Source organism: Brevundimonas vesicularis, from assembly GCF_044807075.1.
GTDB classification, from domain to species: Bacteria; Pseudomonadota; Alphaproteobacteria; order Caulobacterales; family Caulobacteraceae; genus Brevundimonas; species Brevundimonas vesicularis_G.
Genome location: NZ_CP085234.1, coordinates 691721 through 716968, shown reverse-complemented (window position 1 = coordinate 716968; position 25248 = coordinate 691721). Strand labels below are relative to the sequence as shown.

Genomic DNA, 25248 nt, shown 5'->3' with positions numbered 1-25248 from the left:
GGTGAAACCCCCTATCGCTTCACCGCAGCCAGGACCGCCTTCTGCAAGGCGAACAGTTCGGTGCAGCCGGTCTCGGCCAGCGAGAAGAGCCGGTCGAACTCGGCGCGCGAGAAACCGCGCTTTTCGCCGGTGGCCTGGACCTCGACGATCTGGCCCGAGCCGGTCAGGACGAAGTTCGAATCCGCCTCGGCCTCGGAATCCTCTTCGTAATCCAGGTCCAGCACCGGCATGCCGTCGCAGACGCCGCACGACACGGCCGCCACCTGATCCGTGATCGGGTCGGCCTTCAGCACGCCCTCGTCGCGCAGATAATTCAGCGCCAAGCTCATGGCGACCCAAGCGCCGGTGATGGAGGCGGTGCGGGTGCCGCCATCGGCCTGAATGACGTCGCAGTCGATCAGCACCTGACGTTCGCCGAGCGCCTTCAGGTCCACCACGGCGCGCAGCGAGCGGCCGATCAATCGCTGAATCTCTTGCGTGCGGCCCGACTGTTTGCCGGCGGCGGCTTCACGACGGCCGCGCGTATGGGTGGCGCGGGGCAGCATGCCGTATTCGGCGGTCACCCATCCCTGACCCGAATTGCGCATCCAGCCCGGCACCTTGTCCTCGATCGAGGCGGTCACCAGCACCTTGGTGTTGCCAAAGCTGATCAGGCACGAACCCTCGGCATAGCGGTTGACGCCGGTCTCGATGGTGACGGGACGCAGTTGATCGTCGGTGCGTTGCGAATGGCGCATGGGAAGGGTCCTTGGAAGTCTGACCTTGGAAGCTGTGGCGGCGGTGCTTATCCTGAAACCGTGAGCCTGTATGCCCCGAAAAACCCGCCGTTCGACGCCGGCCCATCCCCGAATCTGGCCCTCGCGGGTCTGGCGGGGCTGGATGCGCGGGCGCGCGACATCTTCCGTCGCATCGTGGAATCCTACCTGGAGACCGGCGAGCCGGTCGGGTCGCGGACCCTGTCGCTGGGCGGCATCGCCCTGTCGCCCGCCTCGATCCGCAACACCATGCAGGATCTGACGCTCGCGGGTCTGCTAGCGGCGCCCCACACCTCGGCCGGGCGCATCCCGACCCATGCGGGCCTGCGCCTGTTCGTCGACGGCCTGCTGGAGGTCGGCGACCTGACCAAGGAAGAGCGGCGCGAGATCGACGGGCGGTTGGCGGGGCGTGGGCGGAACTTCGAGGCGGCGCTGGACGAGGCCTCGAACCTGCTGTCGGGCCTGGCCGGCGGCGCCGGCGTCGTCTCCAGCCCGGTGCGGGATTCCGGCGTCAAACATGTCGAGTTCGTCGCCCTGGGCGGCGATCAGGCCCTGGCGGTCATCGTCGCTGACGACGGCACGGTCGAAAACCGCATCATGACCCTTTCAGCCGGCGTCACGCCCTCGACCCTGGTCGAGGCCTCCAACTTTCTGAACGCCCGCCTGCGCGGCCGCCCCTTCGCTGACGCCCGGCGCGAGATGACGCAAGAACTGGAAATCGCGCGACGCGAACTGGACCAGACCGCCGCCCGCCTGGTCGAGGACGGATTCGCCGCCTGGTCCGGGGGCGCAGACCGCGAGCGCGCCCTGATCGTGCGGGGTCGCGCCAACCTGCTTCAGGACCGGGAAGGCCTGGCCGATCTGGAGCGGGTCCGCGTCCTTTTCGATGATCTGGAGCAGAAGGAACAGCTGATCGGCCTGCTGGACGGGGTCGACGCGGCCCAGGGCGTGCGCATTTTCATCGGCGCGGAGACACGGTTGTTTTCACTTTCGGGTTCCGCCGTGATCGCGGCGCCCTATATGAGCGGCCGACAGCGGGTTCTGGGCGCCATCGGCGTGATAGGCCCCGCAAGACTGAACTACGCCCGTGTCATTCCGTTGGTGGACTATACCGCCCGGGTGCTGGGCCGGATGCTGGACGGGAACGACAAGTGAGCGACAAGCCCCTTAACGACGAACTGAACGCCGTGGACGCCGACATGGCCGAAACCAACGCCGAACACGGCCTGGACGCCCATCCGTCAGACGATCTGGCGCCGCTGGACGCCGTGATTGCCGAGCGTGACGAATGGAAGGACCGCGCCCTGCGTGTCGCCGCCGAGATGGAGAATCTGAAGCGCCGCTCCGAGACGCAGCAGAACGACGCCCGCGCCTTCGCCATCCAGCGCTTCGCCAAGGACCTGCTGGGCGTCGCCGACAATCTGGAGCGCGCCCTGATGGCTGCGCCCAAGGACGCCGAGGGCGCGACCGCCGGTCTGGTGACCGGTCTGGAACTGACGCAGAAGGCCCTGCTGCAAGCCTTTGACGCCAACGGCCTGAAGCGCGTCGCGCCCCAGGCCGGCGAGGCCTTCAACCCGCATCTGCACCAGGCGATGATGGAACAGCCGTCCGAGACCGTGCCCGGCGGATCGGTGATCCAGACCATGCAGTCCGGTTTCGAACTGTTCGGCCGCACCGTCCGCCCCGCCATGGTCGTCGTCGCCGCCAAGGGATCCGGAGCGCAAACCCCGAACCCCTATGGCGCCGCCCCCGCCGCCGAGACTCACACCTTCGACGGCAAGGCCTGATCTACGCTTTTATAGTCTTCTCGAACGTCGCCAGCAGCTTGGACCAGCCGTCCCTGGCGTCCGCCTCCGCGTAGCTGGCGCGGTAGTCGGCGTGGAAGCCGTGCTGAGCGTCGGGATAGACGACGATCTGGCTGCCGGTCTGGCCGGCGCGGGCCAGGGCTTCGCGCATCCGTTCGACGCTGGCCAATGGGATGCCCTGATCCTTGCCGCCGTACAGGCCGAGCACGGGCGCCTTTAGATCGTCGGCGATGTCGACTGGCCAGGGTTGGCCCGATGAGATCTGAACCGGCGTGGCGTCTGCGGCGGGCGCCAAGCGGCCGTACCAGGCCACGCCGGCGCCGATGGCGGCGAAGCGCGCCGCCGCCTGCCACACCACCTTGCCGCCCCAGCAGTAGCCGGTGATGCCCACCTTGCCGTCCTTGGACCACGACTGCTGGCTGGCCCATTCCAGCGTCGCCGACAGGTCGCCCATCACCTGCTCATAGTTCGCCGCCCCGACAATCTGCATGATCCGCTGCATGTCCGACAGCGGCGCGGGATCCTCGACCCGGACGAAGAAGGCGGGCGCGATGGCGGCATAGCCCTGCTTGGCCAGACGGCGGCAGATGTCGCGGATATATTCGTGGACGCCGAAGATTTCGGACACCACCACGACGACCGGGAAAGGCCCGTCGCCCGCCGGCCGGGCGACATAGGCCGGAAGCTGGAACCCGTCCGGCGCGGCATAGGTCACGGTCTCGGTCGACAGGCCCTCGGCGTCGGTCGTTAGGGGCTTGGCTTCTTTGGCCAGGGCCGCGACCGCATAGCCGGAAAAGAGCAAGCCCCCCAGTGCCCCCAGGGTTCGACGGCTCAGTGTCAGATCGTCGGCGGTCTGGCCTTCGGGGCGGTTCAGCACGGTCATGGGACGCTCCAACGCGGGAAAGACGTCAGAGCATCACGGCTGACGGCAGTCGTCCAGTCACGATAAGGCGCGCTTTAAAACGGGAAGAAGGGCGCTCAAGCAATGCGATGCCGCGCGTCGAGCGTTAGCGCCCCTCTACCTACCCTAATGCCTGAAGACCCGCACGCCGGTGAAGGCCATGGCGATGCCCTTCTCGTCGGCGGCGGCGATGACCTCGGCATCGCGCATCGAACCGCCCGGCTGGATCACCGCGGTCGCGCCGGCCGCGACGGCTTCCAAGAGGCCGTCGGCGAAGGGGAAGAAGGCTTCGGAGGCGCAGGCCGAACCCTCGGCCAGGGACTGGGTCAGACCCTTGGCTTCTCCGGCTTCCTTGGCGCGGATGGCGGCGATGCGGGCGCTGTCGCGACGGTTCATCTGGCCGGCGCCGATGCCGGCGGTTTGGCCGTCCTTGGCGTAGACGATGGCGTTGGACTTAACGTGCTTGGCCACAGTGAAAGCGAACAGCATGTCCTGAATCTCGGTCGGCGTCGGCTGGCGCTTGGTGACGATCTTCAGGTCTGACGGCTTGATCAGGGACCGGTCGCGCGACTGGACCAGGAAGCCGCCGGCGACCGAGCGGAACACCTCGCCCGGACCGTGCGGATCGGGCAGGCCGTTGGTGATCAGCAGACGCAGATTCTTCTTGGCGGCGAAGACGGCCTTGGCCTCGTCGTCGGCGCCGGGGGCGATGACGACCTCGGTGAAGATGTCGGTGATGGCGCGGGCGTCACCACCGTTCAGCGGGCGGTTGACCGCGATGACGCCGCCGAAGGCCGAGACGGCGTCGCATTCCAGGGCGCGGGCATAGGCTTCGGACAGATCCTTGCCGACCGCCACGCCGCAGGGGTTGGCGTGTTTGACGATGACCACGGCGGGCTGTTCGAACTCGGCGACCAGCTCATAGGCGGCGTCGGCGTCGGCGATATTGTTGTAGCCCAGTTCCTTGCCCTGAACCTGGTCGGCATAGGCCACGCCCGGACGGCGCTCGCCGGTGCGGTAGAAGGCGCCGGTCTGATGCGGGTTTTCGCCATAGCGCAGGGTCTGGGCCAGCGAGCCCGCGATGGACTTGCGGGCCGGGGCGGCATCCTCGACCTGACCGGCGAACCAGCTGGAGACGGCGGCGTCATAGGCGGCGGTACGGGCGAAGGCGCGGGCGGCCAGGCGCTTGCGCAGGGCCAGATCGGTCGAGCCTTCGGCCTTCAGCGCCTGAAGGATCAGGCCGATGCTCTCGCCATCGACGGCGACGGCCACATAGCCGTGGTTCTTGGAGCCCGAGCGGATCATGGCCGGGCCGCCGATGTCGATGTTCTCGACGGCCGCCTCGAACGAACCGCCCGCCGCGACGGTGCTTTCGAACGGATAGATGTCGATCCAGACGATATCGATGGCGCCGATGCCGTGGTCGGCCATGGCCTGGGCATGGTCGGCCGCGTCGCGCACGCCCAGCAGGCCGCCGTGGACCACGGGGTGCAGGGTCTTGACCCGGCCGTCCATCATCTCGGGGAAGCCGGTCAGATCGGCCACGTCCTTGACCGGAAGACCCAGCTTGGCGATCGCCGCGCGCGTGCCGCCGGTCGAGACCAGTTCGACGCCCAGATCGTGCAGGGTGCGAGCCGCGTCCTCCAGCCCGGCCTTGTCGGACAGAGAGATCAGGGCGCGTTGCGGCTTGACCCGGTCGGGGGCTGGGGGGAAGTCGGGAGCGGCGGGCATGGCGTCGTCCGTGAAGGCTGGGGGAGGATGGCCGGGCGTCTAGCACCATCGGCAGGCTGCGTCAGCCTTGCGGAACAGTTGGAGGCGACGCAATTCGTCAGTCTAGATCGAATTCCGCCGTCGCCCGCTCACAGAAAAAGACGTGATCACCGATACGGACGAGGATCGGCGCAATTGCGCCACCCCGTGTGAAAGTGACAGTGTGCGTCACGCCCTGATCGTTTAATTCGGCGATGATCAAGTCGGCAATCACTGGCGGCGCTACGGCTAGTTGGTGCACAGGCGAACGAGCAACTTCCAGAAACCAAGACAGCCTGTCGCCGCCATTCAAAATGTCCGAAGGCGAGCGCAACGCTTTGATGTCGAGAAGGTAGTTCTGAACGCAAGTATAAACGTCCAGCGGCCGAGGGATCGATCCATTACAAAAGATCGAAACAGTTGACGGCTGGGCCCAAGGGAGGTCCGCTGTACGCTCCATATGGAACATATCTAGCGCCTCGTCCCACTCGGGGTCGGAAAGCGCCCAAAGGTCGATCGAACCGCGGGTCACACCTTCGAAGCGAAACTCGATCTCGCCGTTGATGTTCGCTTGATTCTCGACCCACCACGATGCGCCTTGAAGGGCGAAGCTCGCCACATCGCCGACCAGTTTGAATGAGGTGATCCGGGTGGGATGCACAATCGGCCGCGCCGCAATAAGATCGACGAGATTGACCTTATGGCGCGACATCAGCCCGGTTCGCCGCTTGCGCCGGCCGGGCTCAGCTTCCAGCGGATCTTGGTTTCGCTGTCGGTGCGGGCCGAGCCGCGCACCACGATCTGTAGCGAGCGGCGGGTCAGTCCGGCGTCGATATGCACGCTCGGCTCGATGGCTACGTCCGGTCCGTCGGTCCTGAACCACCAGCCCCGGCCCGAGGCGCCCCGCAACAGGATCGAGCGCCGGTCGCGCGCCAGCGAAGCCTGAACCCCCGGCTCCAGATGGAAGCGGATGGCGTAGGGCGCCGCGATCTGGCGCACCATCTCCTTGCGGCCTGGCGTGGGAAACAGCTTCTCTTCGGCCCGCAGCTCGTCCAGCCGCTGGTCCAGATACAGTCGGCGCTGATGGTTCAGGCCGAACAACTCATTCCAGCCGTCGTGTTCCATCTCCAGCCAGACGGCGCCGTCGCCGTCGCGCAGGTCGGTGGTCACATGGATCGACGGTCCGACCAGGCGCGGACCCAACAAGTCGCCCTTCCAGCCGCCCAGCGGTTCGTTCAGCGAACGTTCGCCCAGGGTCAGGGTCGAATGGGCCGGCGTCAGGCGCAGCGCCTGGCGGTCGGTCGAGGCCGGCGTCCAGCCCGAACCGGTCACCAGACGATCCTTGCCGCAGGCGATCTCCAGCGCCAGCGGCTGAGCGCAGGCGGCCGCCCCCCAGGCGTCGCGCGCCGGCGGAGCGGTGTCGGCGATGATGGTGAGCAGGGGGCTGGCGATGCGTGTCAGGCCGGCGACCGCACCGGTCGCTGCAGGCGGGTCGTCGCTCCTGGCCGTCGCCTCGTCGTCGTGGGCGCGGGCGGCCGCGACGCGTTCAACTGTGGAGGGGCCGCCGCCCTGGAAGCTGGCCAGACGACCATCGGGCAAGGTCAGCAGGCGCAGGCCCTGCGTTAGCCGGGCGATGGCGGCCGAGACGCCCTCAGGCGTCGGTTCGGACAGTTGCGACAAGGCGTCGTCCAGCGTCAGCAGGTCGAGCAGCAGCTCAAGTCCCGCCTCGGGACTGCGCGAGGCGTGGCCGCCGTCGGCCTGCACCGTGGTCTTCAGGGCGCCGTCCAGCCGCGACAGCGCGCGGCGACGCAAGGCCTGCCCTGGCGCCCCCGCCAGCACGCAGCCGCCGATGGCCGCCGCCGTCAACCGCTCGGCCCGGCTGGCCAGGCCGCCGGGCGGACGCAGCAGTTGCCGGGTCTGGCGCGCCAGACTATCGGCCAGTTTCAGCCGTTCCGCCTCGGTCGCCACGGCGCCCATCCGCCGTGCGCCGCACGCCAGATTGACGACCCGCCGCGCCAGGATTTCCGGTCCCCAGGCGAAGGGCGACCATCGTGCGAAGGCGTCGGCCCAGGCCAGGGTCAGACGCAGCGCCTCGCGCGCCCCACGGTCGCCTTGCGCCATCAGCCCCTGCAGCCAGGCGAAGGCGTGAAGCTCGACTGCAAAGGGCCGCGAGGGACTGGGCCTGTTCCACGGATCGGACGGGGGCTCGACCTCCATCGCGGCGCCGGCCAGCCTGAAACGCCCGGCCAGGACATTGCGCCCCGGCGCGGGATCGTGCGGGCGGAAATCGCGCGGCGTGGCGGCGAACGCTGTCACCTTGCCTCCGCCCAGCGGCGACCCCAACGTCAGGCCGTAACCGGGCAGGCCGTAAAGCTCGATCCACAATTGCCGCGTCGCCAGTCGGCCGGCGATGGCGGGCCACAGGCCGGGTCCTGCGACCGTGTCGCCCGACCGCACGGGCGTGCGCACCGGCGCGCCAGGCAGGCCGGGGATCTGACCCGAGGCGACGTCCAGCGTCGTTTCCTGGCCCCGCGGGGCGAAGGGGCCGAGCGGGCTCACGAAAAGCTCTGAGCAGCCGGCGCGGCTTTCAGGGCGGCGATATTGGTCGCGTAATCGCCCTTGAACACGAACGAGCCGGCGACCAGCGCATCGGCGCCGGCGGCGACGCAGGCTGCGGCATTGGCGGAGGTCACGCCGCCGTCCACCTGAAGGTGAGCCGACGAACCGGCGCGGTCGAGAATGGCCCGCGCGCCCGCGATCTTCTTCAGCGAACTCTCGATGAACTTCTGACCGCCAAAGCCCGGATTGACCGACATGATCAGCACCAGATCGACCAGATCGACCACCTCTTCCAAGATCGATAGCGGCGTCGCCGGATTGAAAACGACGCCTGCCTTGGCGCCCAGCTGACGAATGCGACCCAAGGTGCGGTGCAGATGCGGCCCGCTTTCAGGATGAACGGTCAGAACGTCGGCGCCCGCCTCGCGGAACGCCTCCAGCCAGGGATCGACCGGCGCGACCATCAGGTGCACGTCGAAGGGCAAGGCCGTGTGCGGCCGGATGGCCTTCACGATGTCGGGGCCAAGCGTGATGTTGGGCACGAAATGCCCGTCCATCACATCGACATGAATCCAGTCGGCGCCCGCCGCCTCCAGCGCGCGGACTTCTTCATCCAGCCGCGCGAAATCGCTGGCGAGGATCGACGGGCAGATCAGAGGGGTAACGGCCATGGCCTTCCGGATAAGGCGGGTTGCGGGCAGGAGCAAGGCGCTCCCGCTCAGGACACCCGTTCCAGCCTGGCGGCGAAGAAGCCGTCCAGTCCGCCATATTCGGCCCACATGGAGGGCAGGATGCGCAGCCAGCCTTCGGGCGTCAGCGCCTCGGGCGGGGCGCCGATGGCAGCCGGATCGGCGGCGACGGTGCGGAAGGCGGGGTTGCGACGCAGGAAGGCGATGATCTGGGTCTCGCCCTCCTCGCGCTCCAGCGAGCAGGTGCAATAGACCAGACGGCCGGCCGGCTTCACGCGCTCGGCGGCGGCGTCGAGCAGGCGGTGCTGGACGTCCGCCAATTTGGCGACCTCTGCCGGTTTGGTGGCGCGCAGGACTTCGGGGTTGCGGCGGAAGGTGCCCGTCGCGGTGCAGGGCGCGTCCAGCACGACGGCGTCGAAGGTGCGGGCGTCCTCCCAGTCCTCGGCCGGAACGGCGACCACCTCGGCGGTCAGGCCGGTCCGCTCAAGATTCTGCGTTAGGCGTTTCAGACGCGGGGCCGAACGGTCCAGCGCGACGACCGCGGCGCCGGCGGCCGCCAGTTGCAGCGTCTTGCCTCCAGGCGCGGCGCACATGTCGAGCGCCGTCTCGCCGGGCTTCACGTCCAGCAGCCGGCCGGGCACGGCGGCGGCCGCGTCCTGGACCCACCAGTCGCCGTCCTCGAAACCGGGCCAGCCGGCGACATCGCCGCGACGGCCGGTGCGAACCGTGCCCCCGGGCAAGGCTTCGCCCTCGACAGCGGCAGCCACGGCGGCGGGATCGACGCTTGGTTTCAGGCTGAGATCGGTCGCGGGTTCTTCGCGCGCGGCCAAGGCCAGACCCGCCAGGGCGGCCTCGCCATAGGTCGCCTTCCAGCGCGCCGCGATCCAGTCCGGCAGATTGCTCTCGGCCGTCGTCAGGCCGGGGCCTTCACGCCCAACCCCACGCAGCACCGCATTGACCAGGTTCTTGTAGGGGCGGGTCTTGGGATCGCGCTCGGCCAGCTTCACCGCCGTCGAGACGGCGGCGAAAGCGGGCGTTTCCAACACCAGGGTCTGGGCCAGGGCGATGCGCATCAGGGTGCGCACAGCCTCGGGCGGCGACTTCTTCAGGCGGCGATCCAGAATCTGATCAATCTCGCCCAAACGACGCAGGGCGGCCATGGCCACGGCGCGGGCGAAGGCGCGATCCACCGGCTCCAGCGCGCGGGCGGCAGGCTGAGACAGGGCTTCGTCCAGGCCGTTGCGCTTCTCCAGCGCGGCGTTGAGCAAGATGCCGGCGATGACGCGGGCCTCCACGCCGATGTCGTCCTGCGACGGACCTTGAGCGGCCTCGGCCGAGGCCGGGCGCGGGCGGCCCTTGGTGGCCATGCGACGCCCGCGCGCCTGCGAGCTTTGCCCGCCCCGACCCTCGGTGCTCATACCGCCACCTGCGCGCCCAATTCGACCACGCGGCCGGGCGGGATGTGGAAGAAGTCGGTCGGATTGGCGGCGTTGCGCATCAGGAAGATGAACAGCTTGTCCTGCCACAGCGGCATGCCCTGACGCGCCGACGGGATCAGAGAGCGTCGGCCCAGGAAGAAGCTGGTCGACATGATGTCGAACTTCAGCCCCTGTTTGCGGCACAGGCCCAGGGCACGCGGCACGTTCGGCGTCTCCATGAAGCCATAGGTGACCGTGACCTTCTTGAAGTCGTCGTTGATCGGCTCCATCCGCACCCGGTCGGCCTCCTTGACGCGCGGGCGCTCGGAGGTGCGCACGGTCAGGATGACGTTCTTCTCGTGCAGCACCTTGTTGTGCTTGAGATTGTGCATCAGGGCGACCGGGGCGACGTCGGGATCAGAGGTCAGGAAGATGGCCATACCCGGCGCACGGTGCGGCGGACGGGCCTGAAGCATCTCGATCAGATCGTTCAGCGGCAGGCTGTCCTTGCGCGTCTTGGTCGTCAGAATCTGCGTCCCGCGCACCCAGGTCCACATCACGACGACCAGCAGGGCGCCAAGCACCAGCGGCATCCACGCGCCGTCCGGAATCTTCAGCAGGTTGGAGGTCAGGAAGACGCTGTCGATGAAGGCGAACGGAATGAGGGTCCCCGCCACGGCCCACATCGGCCACTTCCAGCCCTTGCGGATGACCGAATAGGCCATCAGCGTATTGACCAGCATGGTGCCGGTCACCGCCACCCCATAGGCGGCCGTGAGGTTATGCGAGCTCTGGAACACGACCAGCAGCACCAGCACCCCGATCATCAGGAAGGTGTTGACCGCCGGCACGAAGATCTGACCGGCCTGGGTCTCGGAGGTGTTCTTGATGTCGATGCGCGGCAGTAGGCCCAGCTGCACCGCCTGCTGCGTCACCGAGAAGGCGCCGGTGATCACCGCCTGGGAGGCGATGACGGTCGCGGCGGTCGCTAGGATCAGCATCGGCCAATAGGCGAACTGCGGCACCATGTTCCAGAACGGGTTCTCGGACGCGGCGGGATTGTCCAGGATCAGGGCGCCCTGGCCGAGATAGTTCAGCGTCAGGCACGGCAGGACGAAGGCCAGCCAGCCCATGCGGATCGGCGCCTTTCCGAAATGGCCCATGTCGGCATAGAGGGCCTCGGCCCCCGTGACGGCCAGGAAGACGCTGCCCAGGATCACGAAGCCCAAGAAGCCATCGTTGAGCAAAAGCATGACGCCATAGTGGGGCGACAGGGCGCGCAGCACGCTGACGTCGTCGAAGATATGATACAGGCCGAGCGCCCCCAGGCTCAGGAACCAGACGGCGGTGATCGGGCCGAAATACTTGGCCAAGCTGGCCGTGCCGCGCGACTGGACCAGGAACAGGGCGATCAGGATGCCGGCCGAGATCGGCACGATGAAGGAATCCAGCCGCCCAGCCAGACCCGGCGCGTCCTGCAGACCTTCGACGGCGGACAGGACCGAGATGGCGGGCGTGATGATGCCGTCGCCATAGAACAGGGCCGCGCCGCAAACGCCCAGGATGAAGATCCAGGCGCTGCGCCGACCGACCGCGAACTGCGCCAGCGCCATCAGGGACAGAGTGCCGCCCTCGCCCTTATTGTCGGCGCGCATCAGGAAGAAGACGTATTTGAACGTCACCACCACCATCAGCGCCCAAAAAGCCAGCGACACGACGCCGATCACGGCCAGATCGCCGCCGACACCGGTGCGTGCATGGTCGATCGCCTCGCGCAGGGCGTAGAGCGGGCTGGTGCCGATGTCGCCGAACACCACGCCGATCGCGCCGATGGTCAGAGCCCAGAAGCCGCCGTGCTTGGCGGCCTGGCCGCCGGGGATGTGGGAGTCCGGACCCGTGGCGTGGGTGGGTTTGTCCGGCGTGTTCGACGCGGGCGAGGGAGCGCTCGCGTCGTGGGGAGTGTCCCCGGCCATGCGTATCCTCCGGGTCTCCGACGCGGCGTCGGTCCCTTCAAAGCGGCGAGCCTTTAGGCCCATTCCACGCCGTCTTCAATCGCGCCACGGCGGATTCGGTTTCGGCGTTCTGCGGCGCGATTTGTGATTCGGCCCCTGAACGCCTATTTTCGCATCAGGAACAGAACCATGTCAGACAGCCAACGCTTCCCCGTCGCCGCCCACGCCCTGGCCTATATGGCCCACAAGGGCGCGTTCGGGCCTGCGCAGGCGATGCCCAGCGGCGTGCTGGCGTCCTCGATCCCGACCAATCCCGTCGTGGTGCGCCGCGTGACCGCCCTTTTGGCCAAGGCCGGGCTGATCGCCACCCGCCCGGGCGCGACCGGCGGCTCCTGGCTGTTGCGGCAGCCAGAGGACATCCGGCTGGATCAGGTGCTGAAGGCGGTGAACGGCTGCGCCCACATCGGTTCGCCCCCTGCCGGCGCCAAGGGCTGCCCGATCAGCGAACATATCCCGCGCCAGGTCGCCAAGGCCCTGACCGCTGCGGACGAGGCCGCGACCGAGGCTTTGTCCAAGATAACCATCGCCGACCTTCTGGCCGACAACCCGATCGCGCTGGCGGCCTTCGCGCCGCACAAGTCCTGCCCCGTCGCGGCCTGATCGCGTCGTGAATCGAACCGTTCTGATCACCGGCGCCTCGGCCGGCATCGGCGCGGCCCTGGCCCGGACCTATGCGGCCGGGGACTGGAATGTGATCCTGACGGCGCGTCGCCAAGCCCCGTTGCAGTCCCTAGCCGACGAACTGACCGCCGCCCACGGCGTGACCGCGACCGTCATCCCCGAAAACCTGTCCGACCCCGCGGCGCCCGAGCGGCTGGTCGCGACCATCGCCGCGCGCGGCCTGACCGTCGACGGCTTGGTCAACAATGCGGGATTCAGCCGTGTCACCGGCTTTCTGGACACCGACCTGAGCGCCCACCGCGCCATGATCCAGGTCATGCTGACCGCGCCGGTCGAGCTGTCGCGCCTGTTGCTGCCCGGCATGATCCAGCGGGGCTTCGGCCGGGTGCTGAACGTCGCCTCCCTGGCCGGCCAGATGCCCGCGACGGGCGGCGACACCCTGTACGGGCCGATCAAGAGCTTCCTGATCAAGGCGTCGCAGGGCCTGCATCTAGAGACGCAGGGAACCGGCGTTCACGTGACGGTGCTGAACCCCGGCTACACCCTGACCGAGTTCCATGACGTCAACGGCTCGCGTGAGCAGGTCTCCAGCGCCTATCCAGCCTGGATGTGGATGGACGCCGCGCGCGTGGCGCGCATCGGCTATGACGCGTGCGAGGCCAACCGTCCCAGCGTCACCCCTGGCGTCATGAACAACGTCATGGCCGGACTGGCCCGCTTCCTGCCCGATGGCCTGGCGCTTCGCATGGTGGCGAACCACGCAAAGCGGCTGCACCGGATCTGATCAGATGTGGATGGCGTGCCCGAGGGCGCGCAGGCTGGCCTCGTGGAAGGCCTCGCCCAGCGTCGGGTGGACGTGAATCGTCCCGGCGACGTCTTCCAGAACCGCCCCCATCTCCAGCATCTGGGCGAAGCTGTTGGACAGTTCCGACACATGCTGGCCCACCGCCTGGATGCCCAGGATGCGGTGGTCGGTCTTGGACGCGATCACCCGCACGAAGCCGCCGTCCTCGCCCGCCTCGATGGCCAGGGCGCGACCGATCGCGGCGAAGGGGAAGACCGACTGGATCACGTCGTTACGACCCGCGACCTCGTTGGGGCCCAAGCCGGCCGAGACGATCTCCGGCTCGGTGAAACAGACGGCGGCGATGGTGACGGGATCGAAGATGCGGTCGTGGCCACCCTTTCCTGAAGAATGGGCGATGATTTCTGCCACCACCTCGCCCTGGGCCGAGCCCTTGTGCGCCAGCATGGGTTCGCCGGTCAGGTCGCCGACCGCCCAGACGTTCTTCATCGAGGTGGCGCAGCGCTGGTCGATCTTCACGAACGGACCGGCCATGGCCACGCCCATGTTTTCCAGACCCCAGCCTTGCGTACGCGGACGCCGACCGACCGTGACCAGCACCTTGTCGGCGTCCAGTTGCAGCGGCTCGCCATCCTTGGTCGTGATCGACAGCTTGCCCCCGCCTTGAGCATCAGGGCCGAAGCCCCCGGCGCGTGCGCCCAGATGCAGCGCGACGCCATGCTTCTCCAGCCACTTGGCGACCGGATCGGTCAGGGCCTTGTCGTAGAGCGGCAGGATGCGGTCGGCCATTTCGACGATGGCCACCTCGGCGCCCAGCTTGCGATAGGCGATGCCCAGTTCCAGACCGATATAGCCGCCGCCCACGACGACCAGCTTCTTGGGGACCTCCGACAGGCTCAGCGCCTCGGTCGAGGAAATGACGTCGCCGCCGAACGGCAGGAAGGGCAGTTCGACCGGCTCGGACCCCGTCGCCAGGATGACGTGTTCGGCGGTGATGCGGATGTCGCCTTCGTCGGTCTTCACGATGCAGGTCTTGGCGTCGGCGAACTCGGCCCAGCCCTTGATGACCTTGACCTTGGCCTTCTTCAGCAGGGCCGCGACGCCGGCGTTCAGCTTACGGACGATCCCGTCCTTCCACGCGACCGTCTGCGACAGGTCGATGGCGGGCGCCGCCGCCGTGATGCCCAGCGTCCCGTCGCCGGCCGCCTTGGCCACCGTCTCGAACTTGCCCGCCGCATGGATGATGGCCTTGGACGGAATACAGCCGACGTTCAGGCACGTCCCGCCCAGCCCATCGCCGCCGTCCACCAGCACAGTGTCCAGGCCCAGCTGGCCGCAACGGATACCCGCGACATAGCCGCCGGTGCCTGCGCCGATGACGAGGACTTTGGTTTTCAGGGTCTGGGTCATGTCCGCTTCAATAGTCAAATAGTTGGATGTCTGGACCACCCGACACTTCGATCTTGTCAGCGATGGGCTCATTTCCGTTGGGCGCGTCGATATGCATCTTCACAGCCAGAGTGAGTGAAACACTGATGGCTCGCTCGCCCTCTGCTTCGAAATAATGATCTTCTTCGGGATCGCCGTGGCTCACAAAGACCCAATCCGGCACATCGTATGCTTCGGATCGATAGATCATGAATGATAGAACAACTTCGGTTTGGAAGTTGCACTCGATCTGGACCCAACCATTTCCGAAATCACTGACATCTGTGACGTTGAAATCGGTGATGTCATAAAACATAGAAATCGTGGCTTCATGGCCATCGGACGGAATAGACCGGTCACGGATCGTGACCCGCTCCAAGATATTCATGTACTCGTCTCTGACGAATTCTCCGGCGGTCTCCTCGAACCACTCATCCGGAATCTCGGCTCGGACTTCTGCCCATCGCGCATTAGCCGCTACGCGCTCAAGCGAGCCTTGTACAACTGGCCCAGCCATGAACGCAGCGAGATCATCGTGAACGGTAACGCTAGGTAGACCAGCGGCAGCTTTTCCGAGATTTCCATCCGCGCAAAGGAAATCTATCGCACCATGCCGCTGCGCTAACCGCTTCACTGCCTGGAAAATATAGCCGTCGGGGATGTCATCCCGCGCCTTGACTTCCTTGAACGGTAGGTCGCCCGACAGATAAGCTTTCATCGTTGCTTCGCCGTCGACAGCTATACCTGGTTCGATCGTCGCACCGCCTCGATCAAAGTATCCGCGGACCAACCGCTCAGAGAGCTTGTCTCCGTCGCCCAACTCGGCGAGCACAGCAAGCGCGCGATCCAACACTTCTTTTGCTTGAGCGTCGATCAAGGGATCGTCAGCGAGGCTTCGAGCGTGGCGTGAGCTGGTTAGCAGCTTTTTCTTCGCCTCTTCACGCCACTGGGTGCGACGTTCTTCGTAGGCCATCTCGGGCACCACGAGATCAATTTCTCCACTCCGGGCCAGTTCGAACAGGCTTTCAATAGCCGCTGATCGCCACCCCGCACCTCTCAAGATGCTGGTGTCGAGAACAACTCGGGGACCAATCAGTATTTGCTGACCGGGCAAGTCTTCATCCCATCCACAGCGTCGCCGGATTCTCCAACAGACCCTTGATCCGCTGCACGAACACCGCCGCGTCGTGACCGTCGACGATGCGGTGATCGAAGCTGGACGACAGGTTCATCATCTTGCGCACGACCATCTGGCCGTCCTTGACCACGACCCGTTCGGCGATCTTGTTCGGACCGACGATGGCGACCTCGGGGTGGTTGATGATCGGGGTGTGGACCACCCCGCCCAGCGTGCCCAGCGAGGTGATGGTGATGGTCGAACCCGACAGTTCCTCGCGCTTGGCCGAACCGTCCTTGGCGGCGCCCGAGACGCGGGCGATCTCCAGCGCCGTATCGTAGGGGTCGCGCGCCTCGGCATGGCGGACCACCGGCACCATCAGGCCGTTCGGGGTCTGGGCGGCGATGCCCAGATGGACCGGGGCGTGCTGGGTCAGGACGCCGGCTTCGTCGTCATAGGTGGCGTTGATCTGGGGCTGGTCGCGCAGGGCGACCACGATGGCGCGGGCGATGAAGGGCAGGACGTTCAGCTTGGGCTGATCCTTGGACTTCGTCGCGTTCAGGTGGGCGCGCAGCTCCTCCACCGCCGTCATGTCGATTTCCTCGACATAGGTGATGTGGGGAATGCGGCGCACGCTCTCGGCCATCTTCTCCGCAATCTTGCGGCGCAGGCCGATGATCTTGACCTCGGTCGTCCCTTGCGCCTTCGCATAGGTCGAGCCGCCGCCGGACGGCGCCGACGCAGGTTGCGAACCGCCGCGCGCGATGAAGCCGTCCAGATCCTCGTGCGTGATCCGACCCGCCGGGCCGGAACCGGGCACGAAGGTCAGATCGACGCCCAAATCCCGCGCGCGATTGCGCACGGCCGGCGAGGCCGACGGGCGTTCACCGGGCGCACGTCCCGTCATGGCGGGAACAGGCTTGGAGGGCGCGGTCGCTGAAGTGGCGCTTCGAGTCGTCGAAGTCGCGGCGGAAGCCTTCGTCGTATTCTCGGTCGGCTTGGAGGCCGGTTTCGGCGCCGCGACGGGCGTCGAGACATTGCCCCGACCCTCGACATCGAACGCGACCAGCGGCCCGCCGACCGGCACCGACTTGCCCGCCTCGCCGTACAGGGCGACGACCGTTCCGGCGACCGGCGAGGTGATCTCGACCGTAGCCTTGTCGGTCATGATGTCGGCGATGATCTGGTCTTCTTCGACCGCGTCCCCGATCTTGACGTGCCAGCCGACCAGTTCGGCCTCGGCCGTGCCTTCGCCGACGTCGGGCAGTTTGAAGACGTAGTTGCCGGATGTCGGCGCCTCGACAGCGGGGGCTGCCGGTGTCTCAATCTTCGGCACCTCGGCGATCATGGGCGCGGGATCTGGCTTGGCGACGGGCGTCGGGGCGTCTTCGGCATTGCCCGCCCCCTCGACCTCGAACTCCACCAGGGGACCGCGCACGGGCACCATGGCGCCGGGTTCGCCATGCAGAGCGACGACCTTGCCGCTGACCGGAGCGGTGATCTCGACCGTGGCCTTGTCGGTCATGACGTCGGCGACGATCTGATCCTCGGCGACCGTGTCGCCGACCTTGACGTGCCATCCGACCAGTTCGGCCTCGGCGGTGCCTTCGCCCACGTCGGGCAGTTTGAAGACGAAACGACCCATATCAGCGACCTCCCGTCATGACGCTCTTCAAGGCGTCTGCGACCCTTTGCGGTCCGGGGAAATATTCCCATTCGAAAGCGTGCGGATAGGGCGTGTCCCAACCGGTGACGCGCACGATCGGCGCCTCCAACGAATAGAAGCAGCGCTCTTGCACCAGGGCCGACAGCTCGCCGCCGAAGCCCGAGGTCTTGGGCGCCTCATGCACGATGACGCAGCGGCCGGTCTTCTTCACCGAGGCCTCGATGGCTTCGATGTCCAGCGGCACAAGCGAGCGCAGGTCGATAACCTCGGCGTCCACGCCCGCGTGTTCCGCGCCGGCCAGGGCGACCCAGACCATGGTGCCATAAGCCAGGACGGTGACGTCGTTTCCTTCGCGCATCACGCGCGCCTTGCCGATCGGCTCGACATATTTGCCGGTCGGGACCTGGGCCAGATCCTGGGCCTTCCACGGCGAGACCGGCTTCTCGTGCCAGCCGTCGAACGGGCCGTTGTAGAGGCGTTTCGGCTCGAAGAAGACGACCGGATCGTCATCCTCGATGGCGGCGGTCAGCAGGCCCTTGGCGTCATAGGGGTTAGATGGAATGACGACCTTCAGGCCCGCGATATGGGTGAACAGGCTTTCGGGCGACTGGCTGTGGGTCTGGCCGCCGAAGATGCCGCCGCCATAGGGACTGCGCACCGTGATCGGCGACGTGAACTGACCGCCCGAGCGGTAGCGCATCTTGGCCGCTTCCGAGACGATCTGATCGTAGGCCGGATAGATGTAGTCGGCGAACTGGATCTCCACGACGGGACGCAGACCATAAGCGCCCATGCCGATCGCGGCGGCGACGATGCCGCATTCCGAAATCGGGGCGTCGAAGCTGCGGGTCAGGCCGTGTTTCTGCTGCAGCTTGTCGGTGACGCGGAAGACGCCGCCGAAATAGCCGGCGTCCTCGCCGAACGACAGGACGTTGGCGTCTTCCGCCATCTTGACGTCGATGGCCGAGTTCAGCGCCTGGATCATGTTCATGGGGACCACGCCCGCGCCCGTCGCTTCCGAGGCGGGGGCGGCGTTCTGGTCGACCATGTCGGGCTCGACGCCGTCGTTGCGATCGGAGTCGGTGAAGGTGGTTTGCTCGCTCATGGTCAGACCCCCACCTCGCGGCGCTGTTCGATCAGCCGCCAGTCTTCGGTCGCATAGACCTCTTCGAACATCGTCTTCACGCTAGGGCGCGACTGGCCCAGGGTGCCTATGGCTTCGGATTCCTTGCCGGCGGCGCGGACCTGTTCGACGGCGTCCTTCAGCGCGGCGGCGTGACGCTCGTCGTCCCATTCGCCGATGACGGTCAGATGCTGGCGCAGACGTTCGATCGGATCGCCCAGCGGCCATTTCTCATGCTCGTCGCCGGGACGATAGCGGCTGGGGTCGTCGGACGTCGAGTGCGGGGCGCCGCGATAGGTGAACAGTTCGATCACCGTCGCCCCCTGGTTCGACCGCGCGCGTTCCTCGGCCCACTGGGTCGCCGCCCAGACCGCCAGGAAGTCGTTGCCGTCCACCCGCAGGGCCGGAAGGCCATAGCCGATGGCCTTGGAGGCGAAGGTCGTTTCAAGCCCACCGGCGATGCCCTGGAAGGAACTAATGGCCCACTGGTTGTTGACGACGTTCAGGATGACCGGGGCGCGATAGACGGAGGCGAAGGTCAGGGCGTTGTGGAAGTCGCCTTCGGCCGTGGCGCCGTCGCCGATCCAGCTGATGGCGATCTTGTCGTCGCCCTTGTAGGCGCTGGCCATGGCCCAGCCCACGGCTTGCGGCACCTGGGTGCCCAGATTGCCGCTGATGGTGAAGAAGCCGTAGTCCTTGGCCGAATACATGATCGGCAGCTGGCGGCCTTTGATCGGATCTTCGGCGTTCGAATAGATCTGGTTCATCATCGCGACCAGCGGATAGCCGCGCGCAATCAAAAGCCCCTGCTGGCGATAGGTGGGGAAGCCCATGTCCTCGCGGCTCAGGATCATGCCCTGGGCCACCGCGATGGCCTCTTCGCCGGTGCACTTCATATAGAAGCTGGTCTTGCCCTGGCGGTGGGCGCGGTGCATCCGGTCGTCGAAAGCGCGCGTCAGGATCATGGCCTTCAGGCCGCGACGCATCGTCTCGGGATCCAGGCGCGGGTTCCACGGACCAACTGCGGCGCCCTCATCGTCCAGCACCCGAATCAGACGGAAGGCGAGATCGCGCATCTGATAGGGCGTCGATCCGACCTCGGGCCGCTCGACCACGCCCGCAGGGTCCATCTGCAGATGGCTGAAGTCCGGCGTATCGCCGGGACGGCCGGACGGCTCCGGCACGCGCAAGGACAGGGGCTGGCTGTTCTTTTTGTTCATTTTATCGTTCATGCGGGCGTCCATATCCGTTCTGGGGTCCGTCCGTGTTTCCTGTGGACGTGTGATAACACGCCGCTTAAGCAGGTGCTCGCTCAATTTGACCTTGCGCAATCCCGATATCGGGTATTTTATTTCGCGATAATCATAATCGGAGAAACGCATTGGCCGACGAACTCGACCCCATCGACGCCCGCATCCTGGATATCCTGCAACAAGACGCCGGGCTGTCGGTCGCAGAGGTCGCCGATCGCGTCGGACTGTCGGCCTCGCCCTGCTGGCGGCGGATCAAGCGGCTGGAAGACTCCGGCCTGATCACCAAGCGCGTCACGCTGCTGAACGCTCAGCTGCTGGGCTTGGACTTCGAGGTCTACGCCATCGTCAAACTGATGCTGCCCTCAGCGGAAAACCTCAATGTCTTCGAGGCCGCCGTGGCCAAATGGCCGGAAGTGGTCCAGTGCGCCACCATCACGGGGCGCGAGGACTATGTGCTGCGCATCATCACCTCGGACATGCACGCCTTCGACCTGTTCCTGCGCGAGAAGCTGCTGGCCCTCGGCATCGTCTCGGACTGCGAAAGCCACATCGTCACGCGCGGCGTGAAGAATGTGACCGCTCTGCCTCTTGGCATCATCACGCCTCACGTCGGATAACGTCGCTCAGGCGGCGCGGGCCGCTTTGGGAGCCGACACATGATCGAATTGGTGATCGACGCACGCCGCAAGGACCTGGGCGGGTTCGAGGTCGGGCGCGTCCTGCCCTTCCATTCGCGCCGGATGATCGGGCCCTTCATCTTTCTGGACCAGATGGGACCGGCCGAGTTCGCGCCGGGCGCCACGGCCATCGACGTGCGCCCCCACCCGCACATTGGCCTGTCGACCCTGACCTATCTGTTCGAGGGCGAGATCATGCACCACGACAATCTCGGCTACGATCAGGCGATCCGGCCGGGCGAGGTCAACTGGATGACCGCCGGCAAGGGCATCGTCCATTCCGAGCGCACCGATCCGCTGAAGAAGAGCAAGGGCGGGCCGATGCACGGCATGCAGGCCTGGGTCGCCCTGCCCGACGAGGCCGAGGAGATGGACCCGGCCTTCCATCACCTCGGCGAGGACGCCCAGCCCGCCTACGAGAATGGCGGTCTGTTCGCGCGGCTGGTCGCAGGCGAGGCTTACGGCGCCAAGGCGGCCGTGCCCGTGTCGTCGCCGCTGTTCTACATCCATTGGGAGCTTCAGCCCGGCGTGCGCACGGCCCCGCCCGCCGGCAGGGGTGCCGGAGGCATGAGCGAACGTGCGCTCTACGTGGCCAAGGGCTCCATCGAGGTCGGCGATCGCACTTTCCACGAGGGCCAGATGATCGTGCTGGAGCCGACGGCCGAGCCGACGGTCAAGGCCCTGACCCAATCGACCGTCATGGTGCTGGGGGGCGAGCCGGTGGGTGAACGGCTGATCTGGTGGAATTTCGTCGCCTCCAGCCAGGCCCGCATCGATCAGGCCAAGGCCGATTGGAAGGCGGGCCGGATGACGCTGCCGGACGCGGACGATCTGGAGTTCATCCCGCTGCCCGACGAACCCGCAAAGGCGCAAGCAGCGCCGGCGTCGGTGACGCCCAAGCCGACCGATCCGGTCTAGCGGGCAGGCAGAAGGTGACGCGGCGAGGTCGGGTCGCTACATGCGGCCTATGAACTTCGATTTCGACGCCCAGGTCACCGCCGCCCTGTTCGACAACACCGGCGCTGTATTCGCCCTCGGCGACGGATCTGTCCGGTTCGAGGACCGGACGCGGGTAGAGGCGCACGACGGCGCCGTGCTGTGCGTCTGCGTTCATCCGTCCGGCGACGGGATCATCACGGGCGGCGATGACGGCAAGGTCGTCTGGACCCGTCGCGACGAGGACCCGGTCGTTCTCGCCACGGCCAAGAACCAGTGGATCGACGCCATCGACGCCTCCCCGGCCTCGGGCCTGATCGCCTTCTCCTTCGGCCGCACCCTGTCGGTGATCGACCCCAAGGAGGTCGGCTTCCGCCGCGACTTCCAGCATGAGCGCACCGTCTCCGGCGTCGCCTTCGAGCCCAAGGGCCGGCGCATCGCCACCTCGACCTATGGCGGGGTGGCCCTGTGGTATGCACGGATCGAGAAACAGCAACCGGTCAAGCTGGCCTGGGCCGGGTCGCACACCGGCGTCGCCTTCTCGCCCGACGGCGCCTTCGTCGTCACGACCATGCAGGACAACCAGATGCACGGCTGGCGCATCAAGGACGCCAAGAACCTGCGTATGGGCGGCTATCCGGGCAAGGTACGGTCGATGGCGTTTCTTGCCAATGGTCAGCTGATGGCGACCTCGGGCGCCCAGGGCGCGGTCCTGTGGCCCTTCATCGGATCGAACGGGCCGATGGGGCGCGAGGCGACCGAGATCGGCTATGACGACACGACCTTGGTCAATCTGGTCTCGGCCCGCGCCGATCAGGGCCTGCTGGCCGCCGGCCTGACCGACGGTCGGGTCTGGGTCGCGCATCCGGCGGCCCAGGGTCTGAACTTCGTCAAGGCCGAGAAGGGGCCGGCCATCGTCGCCCTGTCGCTCAGCCCCGCCGTCGACAAGGTGGCCTGGGCCGACGAAGATGGCGCCGCCGGGGTGTTGATCCTCTGATGGCGACGGGCCGCAAGAGCTTGCGTCGCGTGGTGCTGACCGCGCTTCTGATCCTGGCCCTGATCCCGGTCGCGGGCGTGCTGATCGTCGCCATCGTGCCGCCGCCGCCCACCATACTGATGCTGCGCCAGCTCGCGAGGGGGGACGGCATGGACTATCAGTGGCGCGGTCTGAACCAGATTTCGCCTAACCTGGTCAATGCGGCCATCGCCGCCGAGGACGCCCGGTTCTGCAGCCACCACGGCTTCGATATGGAGGCGATCCAGAAGGCCCTGGACCACAACGCCGAGGGCGGGCGTCTGCGCGGCGGATCGACCATCAGCCAGCAGACGGCCAAGAACGTCTTCCTCTGGCCCGGGCGCGACTGGATCCGAAAAGGTCTGGAGGCGGGCTACACCGTCCTGATCGAGGCCGTGTGGTCCAAGCGCCGGATCATGGAGGTCTATCTGAACGTGGTGGAATGGGCGCCCGGCGTCTATGGCGCCCAGGCTGCGTCGCGACACTGGTTCGGCAAGGACGCCCGCGACCTGAGCCCGCGTGAGGCGGCGCGCCTGGCCGCCATCCTGCCGGCCCCGCGCCGTTACGAAGCCGCCGCGCCCGGCCCCTATGTGCGTCGGCGCGCCTCGCGCGTTCAGGCGGCCATGGGCACGGTGCGCAACGAGGGTCTGAACGCCTGCGTCGTCGGCCGCTGAACCGTCACGCTTGACGGGCGACCGGGCCTGACCTCTCCTGCCCGCGCTGTTCAGGAGATCCATCATGAAGCGTCAGATGATGACCGCCGTCGCGGTCTGCGCCCTCGCCTTCGCCGCCGGCTGCGCCAGCACCAGCGAACCCGCCGCCGCAGCCCCGGGCGTCGAACAGACGGCCTCGACGACGCCCGCGCCGGCCGTCAGCGGCATGCGCGCGGACTATCCGATCACTGCCGAGGGCGCGACGGCCTTCATCGCCGACGCCGAAACCAAATGGGCGGAGGTCAGCGAATATGTCGCCCGCATCCAATGGGCGCGCGCCACCAACATCACCTTCGACACCATGTGGCTGGAATCCAAGGCCAACGCCGAGGCGACCGAGCTTCAGGTCCAGCTGGCCAATCAGGCCGCCAAGTTCAATGACGTTCAGGTCGATCCGGTCGTGCGCCGCAAGCTGAACCTGCTGCGGCTCAGCCTGGTCCTGCCCGCCCCCAACCGCCCCGGTGCGGCCGAGGAATTGGCCCAGATCACCACGCGGCTGGATTCGACCTATTCGACCGGCAAGTTCGATTTCAAAGGCAAGCCGATCACGCTGGACGAGGCCTCGCTGATCCTGGCCGACAGCCGCGACCCCGCCGAGACCAAGGCGCTGTATGAAGGCTGGCGCACCATATCGCCGGTCATGCGCGACGACTACGCCCGCATGGTCGAGATCGCCAACGAGGGCTCGCGCGAACTGGGCTTCGCCGACACCGGCGCCCTGTGGCGGTCAGGCTACGACATGCCCGCCGACGATTTTGCCGCCGAGACCGACCGGCTGTGGGCCCAGGTGAAGCCCTTCTACGAGAACCTGCACTGCTATGTGCGCGCCAGGCTGAACGCCAAATACGGCGATGCAGTGCAACCCGATCACGGCCCGATCCGCGCCGATCTTCTTGGCAATATGTGGTCCCAGCAATGGGGCAATATCTATGATGTGGTCGCCCCGTCCAGCGGCGGCGCCTCCAGCTACGACCTCACCGAACTGCTCAAGGCCGCCGACTACGACGCGACGAAGATGGTCAAGACGGGCGAGGGCTTCTACGTCTCGCTGGGCCTCGATCCGCTGCCCCAGACCTTCTGGGAACGCAGCCAAATCACACGCCCGCGCGACCGCGAAGTCGTCTGTCACGCCTCGGCCTGGGACCTGGACAACGCCGACGACATCCGCATCAAGATGTGCACCAACGTCAACGGCGACGACTTCTACACCGTCCACCACGAGCTGGGTCATAACTACTATCAGCGCGCCTACAAGAACCAGCCGATGCTGTTCCGCAACGGCGCCAACGACGGCTTCCATGAGGCCATCGGCGACTTCGTCGGCCTGTCGGCCCTGACCCCCACCTATCTGAACCAGATCGGCCTGTTGAAGACGACGCCGGGCGCAGAGGAGGACATTCCCTTCCTGCTCAAGATGGCCTTGGACAAGATCGCCTTCCTGCCGTTCGGCCTGATGGTCGACCGCTGGCGCTGGGACGTCTTCTCGGGCGAGACGGCGCCGGCCGCATACAATACCGCCTGGACCGCCGACATGCTGCAGTACCAGGGTCTGGTTCCGCCCGGACCGCGCCCGGCCAACGCCTTCGATCCGGGCGCCAAATACCATGTGCCGGGCAACACGCCCTATACCCGCTACTTCCTGGCGGCCATCTATCAGTTCCAGTTCCAGCGCGCTGCCTGCAAACAGGCCGGCTGGACCGGGCCGCTGCACCGCTGCTCCGTCTACGGCAACAAGGAAGTGGGCGCGCGTTTCAACGCCATGTTGCAGATGGGTCAGTCGCAGCCCTGGCAGGAGGCGATGAAGGCCTTCACCGGCGACGACGGCAACGACGCCTCGGCCATCGCCGACTATTTCGCCCCGCTCAATGTCTGGCTCCAGGAGCAGAACCGCGGCCATCAATGCGGCTGGAGCGTCACTTGATCTCCAGACGCAGTTAACTCTTCCGCTTGAGGCTTCCCTTAACCGCCTGATGGCAGACTGAGCTCTATTCAGGCGGTATCCGGGC

At 66.8% G+C, this 25248-nt stretch carries 22 protein-coding genes; 9 read left to right on the top strand and 13 right to left on the bottom strand.

The annotated features are described in order from the left end of the window. Nucleotides 1–11: 11 nt before the first annotated feature. Nucleotides 12–737, bottom strand: coding sequence for a ribonuclease PH (gene rph, locus LG306_RS03445; protein WP_404418233.1), 726 nt, complete (start codon nt 735–737; stop codon nt 12–14). Nucleotides 738–851: 114 nt separating this feature from the next. Between rph and hrcA the strand changes: the two genes are divergently transcribed. Both hrcA and grpE read left to right on the top strand, forming a co-directional pair. Next, the gene (gene hrcA, locus LG306_RS03440) at nt 852–1910 is read left to right on the top strand and encodes a heat-inducible transcriptional repressor HrcA (RefSeq protein ID WP_045810055.1); all 1059 of its coding nucleotides are present in this window, start codon (nt 852–854) and stop codon (nt 1908–1910) included. A gap of 44 nt (nt 1911–1954) precedes the next feature. Next, nucleotides 1955–2542, top strand: coding sequence for a nucleotide exchange factor GrpE (grpE, locus tag LG306_RS03435; RefSeq protein WP_404419632.1), 588 nt, complete (start codon nt 1955–1957; stop codon nt 2540–2542). A gap of 1 nt (nt 2543) precedes the next feature. Here grpE and LG306_RS03430 read toward each other — a convergent pair whose 3' ends face one another. The 7 genes from LG306_RS03430 to LG306_RS03400 all read right to left on the bottom strand — a co-directional run bounded on the left by LG306_RS03430 (nt 2544) and on the right by LG306_RS03400 (nt 11849). Then, nucleotides 2544–3443 (bottom strand): dienelactone hydrolase family protein, encoded by a 900-nt coding sequence (locus tag LG306_RS03430; protein WP_404418231.1) that lies wholly within the window; start codon nt 3441–3443, stop codon nt 2544–2546. A 144-nt stretch (nt 3444–3587) separates the two neighbouring features. Continuing rightward, complete coding sequence (gene purH / locus LG306_RS03425) at nt 3588–5192, bottom strand: bifunctional phosphoribosylaminoimidazolecarboxamide formyltransferase/IMP cyclohydrolase (protein WP_404418229.1); 1605 nt, start codon at nt 5190–5192, stop codon at nt 3588–3590. Nucleotides 5193–5289: 97 nt separating this feature from the next. Next, nucleotides 5290–5922: a hypothetical protein gene (locus LG306_RS03420; protein ID WP_404418227.1), complete on the bottom strand. Its 633-nt coding sequence runs from the start codon at nt 5920–5922 to the stop codon at nt 5290–5292. Further along, on the bottom strand, nt 5922–7769 hold the full coding sequence (locus LG306_RS03415) for a heparinase II/III family protein (protein ID WP_404418225.1): 1848 nt from the start codon (nt 7767–7769) through the stop codon (nt 5922–5924). Before LG306_RS03415 ends, LG306_RS03420 begins: the two co-directional genes overlap by 1 nt. Beyond that, nucleotides 7766–8440, bottom strand: a complete 675-nt coding sequence (rpe, locus tag LG306_RS03410; RefSeq protein WP_404418224.1) for a ribulose-phosphate 3-epimerase — start codon at nt 8438–8440, stop codon at nt 7766–7768. The genes LG306_RS03415 and rpe overlap by 4 nt, the downstream gene beginning before the upstream one ends. A gap of 47 nt (nt 8441–8487) precedes the next feature. Then, nucleotides 8488–9876, bottom strand: coding sequence for an RsmB/NOP family class I SAM-dependent RNA methyltransferase (locus tag LG306_RS03405; RefSeq protein ID WP_404418222.1), 1389 nt, complete (start codon nt 9874–9876; stop codon nt 8488–8490). Continuing rightward, nucleotides 9873–11849 carry a potassium transporter Kup gene (locus LG306_RS03400; protein WP_404418220.1) on the bottom strand — a complete coding sequence of 659 codons (1977 nt, stop codon included), beginning with the start codon at nt 11847–11849 and terminating at the stop codon, nt 9873–9875. Before LG306_RS03400 ends, LG306_RS03405 begins: the two co-directional genes overlap by 4 nt. A 168-nt stretch (nt 11850–12017) precedes the next feature. Between LG306_RS03400 and LG306_RS03395 the strand changes: the two genes are divergently transcribed. Both LG306_RS03395 and LG306_RS03390 read left to right on the top strand, forming a co-directional pair. Further along, complete coding sequence (locus tag LG306_RS03395; RefSeq protein WP_055807840.1) at nt 12018–12488, top strand: Rrf2 family transcriptional regulator; 471 nt, start codon at nt 12018–12020, stop codon at nt 12486–12488. 7 nt (nt 12489–12495) lie between these two features. After that, complete coding sequence (locus tag LG306_RS03390; RefSeq protein ID WP_404418218.1) at nt 12496–13293, top strand: SDR family NAD(P)-dependent oxidoreductase; 798 nt, start codon at nt 12496–12498, stop codon at nt 13291–13293. Here the strand turns inward: LG306_RS03390 and lpdA are convergent, their stop codons facing one another. The 5 genes from lpdA to LG306_RS03365 are packed head-to-tail and all read right to left on the bottom strand — an operon-like array spanning nt 13294 to nt 19868. Continuing rightward, entirely contained in the window at nt 13294–14724 is a 1431-nt protein-coding gene (gene lpdA / locus LG306_RS03385; RefSeq protein WP_404418216.1) for a dihydrolipoyl dehydrogenase, read from the bottom strand. 7 nt (nt 14725–14731) lie between these two features. Further along, entirely contained in the window at nt 14732–15856 is a 1125-nt protein-coding gene (locus LG306_RS03380; RefSeq protein WP_404418214.1) for a PIN domain-containing protein, read from the bottom strand. Between the two features lie 4 nt (nt 15857–15860). After that, nucleotides 15861–17504 (bottom strand): 2-oxo acid dehydrogenase subunit E2, encoded by a 1644-nt coding sequence (locus LG306_RS03375; protein ID WP_404418212.1) that lies wholly within the window; start codon nt 17502–17504, stop codon nt 15861–15863. A 1-nt stretch (nt 17505) separates the two neighbouring features. Beyond that, the gene (locus LG306_RS03370) at nt 17506–18573 is read right to left on the bottom strand and encodes an alpha-ketoacid dehydrogenase subunit beta (RefSeq protein WP_404419630.1); all 1068 of its coding nucleotides are present in this window, start codon (nt 18571–18573) and stop codon (nt 17506–17508) included. A gap of 59 nt (nt 18574–18632) precedes the next feature. Further along, entirely contained in the window at nt 18633–19868 is a 1236-nt protein-coding gene (locus LG306_RS03365) for a thiamine pyrophosphate-dependent enzyme (RefSeq protein ID WP_200918604.1), read from the bottom strand. 161 nt (nt 19869–20029) lie between these two features. On the opposite strand from LG306_RS03365, the gene LG306_RS03360 reads away from it, so the two are divergent. The 5 genes from LG306_RS03360 (at nt 20030) to LG306_RS03340 (ending at nt 25163) form a co-directional block, all read left to right on the top strand. Next, nucleotides 20030–20518, top strand: a complete 489-nt coding sequence (locus tag LG306_RS03360; RefSeq protein ID WP_066553406.1) for an Lrp/AsnC family transcriptional regulator — start codon at nt 20030–20032, stop codon at nt 20516–20518. Between the two features lie 39 nt (nt 20519–20557). Then, the gene (locus tag LG306_RS03355; protein ID WP_404418210.1) at nt 20558–21496 is read left to right on the top strand and encodes a pirin family protein; all 939 of its coding nucleotides are present in this window, start codon (nt 20558–20560) and stop codon (nt 21494–21496) included. Between the two features lie 49 nt (nt 21497–21545). After that, nucleotides 21546–22511: a WD40 repeat domain-containing protein gene (locus tag LG306_RS03350; protein ID WP_404419628.1), complete on the top strand. Its 966-nt coding sequence runs from the start codon at nt 21546–21548 to the stop codon at nt 22509–22511. Beyond that, nucleotides 22511–23203, top strand: coding sequence for a monofunctional biosynthetic peptidoglycan transglycosylase (gene mtgA, locus LG306_RS03345; RefSeq protein WP_404418208.1), 693 nt, complete (start codon nt 22511–22513; stop codon nt 23201–23203). The genes LG306_RS03350 and mtgA overlap by 1 nt, the downstream gene beginning before the upstream one ends. Nucleotides 23204–23267: 64 nt before the next feature. Continuing rightward, nucleotides 23268–25163 (top strand): M2 family metallopeptidase, encoded by a 1896-nt coding sequence (locus LG306_RS03340; protein WP_404418206.1) that lies wholly within the window; start codon nt 23268–23270, stop codon nt 25161–25163. Nucleotides 25164–25248 lie beyond the last annotated feature (85 nt).

Bases quoted from the DNA above. Each gene is read 5' to 3' on its own strand.
- LG306_RS03340 (WP_404418206.1), top strand. From the start codon at position 23,268: ATGAAGCGTCAGATGATGACCGCCGTCGCGGTCTGCGCCCTCGCCTTC.
- LG306_RS03370 (WP_404419630.1), bottom strand. From the start codon at position 18,573: ATGGTCGACCAGAACGCCGCCCCCGCCTCGGAAGCGACGGGCGCGGGC.
- LG306_RS03375 (WP_404418212.1), bottom strand. From the start codon at position 17,504: ATGGGTCGTTTCGTCTTCAAACTGCCCGACGTGGGCGAAGGCACCGCC.
- rpe (WP_404418224.1), bottom strand. From the start codon at position 8,440: ATGGCCGTTACCCCTCTGATCTGCCCGTCGATCCTCGCCAGCGATTTC.
- LG306_RS03355 (WP_404418210.1), top strand. From the start codon at position 20,558: ATGATCGAATTGGTGATCGACGCACGCCGCAAGGACCTGGGCGGGTTC.
- purH (WP_404418229.1), bottom strand. From the start codon at position 5,192: ATGCCCGCCGCTCCCGACTTCCCCCCAGCCCCCGACCGGGTCAAGCCG.
- grpE (WP_404419632.1), top strand. From the start codon at position 1,955: ATGGCCGAAACCAACGCCGAACACGGCCTGGACGCCCATCCGTCAGAC.
- LG306_RS03405 (WP_404418222.1), bottom strand. From the start codon at position 9,876: ATGAGCACCGAGGGTCGGGGCGGGCAAAGCTCGCAGGCGCGCGGGCGT.
- LG306_RS03365 (WP_200918604.1), bottom strand. From the start codon at position 19,868: ATGAACAAAAAGAACAGCCAGCCCCTGTCCTTGCGCGTGCCGGAGCCG.
- LG306_RS03430 (WP_404418231.1), bottom strand. From the start codon at position 3,443: ATGACCGTGCTGAACCGCCCCGAAGGCCAGACCGCCGACGATCTGACA.
- LG306_RS03400 (WP_404418220.1), bottom strand. From the start codon at position 11,849: ATGGCCGGGGACACTCCCCACGACGCGAGCGCTCCCTCGCCCGCGTCG.
- LG306_RS03420 (WP_404418227.1), bottom strand. From the start codon at position 5,922: ATGTCGCGCCATAAGGTCAATCTCGTCGATCTTATTGCGGCGCGGCCG.
- lpdA (WP_404418216.1), bottom strand. From the start codon at position 14,724: ATGACCCAGACCCTGAAAACCAAAGTCCTCGTCATCGGCGCAGGCACC.
- rph (WP_404418233.1), bottom strand. From the start codon at position 737: ATGCGCCATTCGCAACGCACCGACGATCAACTGCGTCCCGTCACCATC.
- LG306_RS03395 (WP_055807840.1), top strand. From the start codon at position 12,018: ATGTCAGACAGCCAACGCTTCCCCGTCGCCGCCCACGCCCTGGCCTAT.
- mtgA (WP_404418208.1), top strand. From the start codon at position 22,511: ATGGCGACGGGCCGCAAGAGCTTGCGTCGCGTGGTGCTGACCGCGCTT.
- LG306_RS03350 (WP_404419628.1), top strand. From the start codon at position 21,546: ATGAACTTCGATTTCGACGCCCAGGTCACCGCCGCCCTGTTCGACAAC.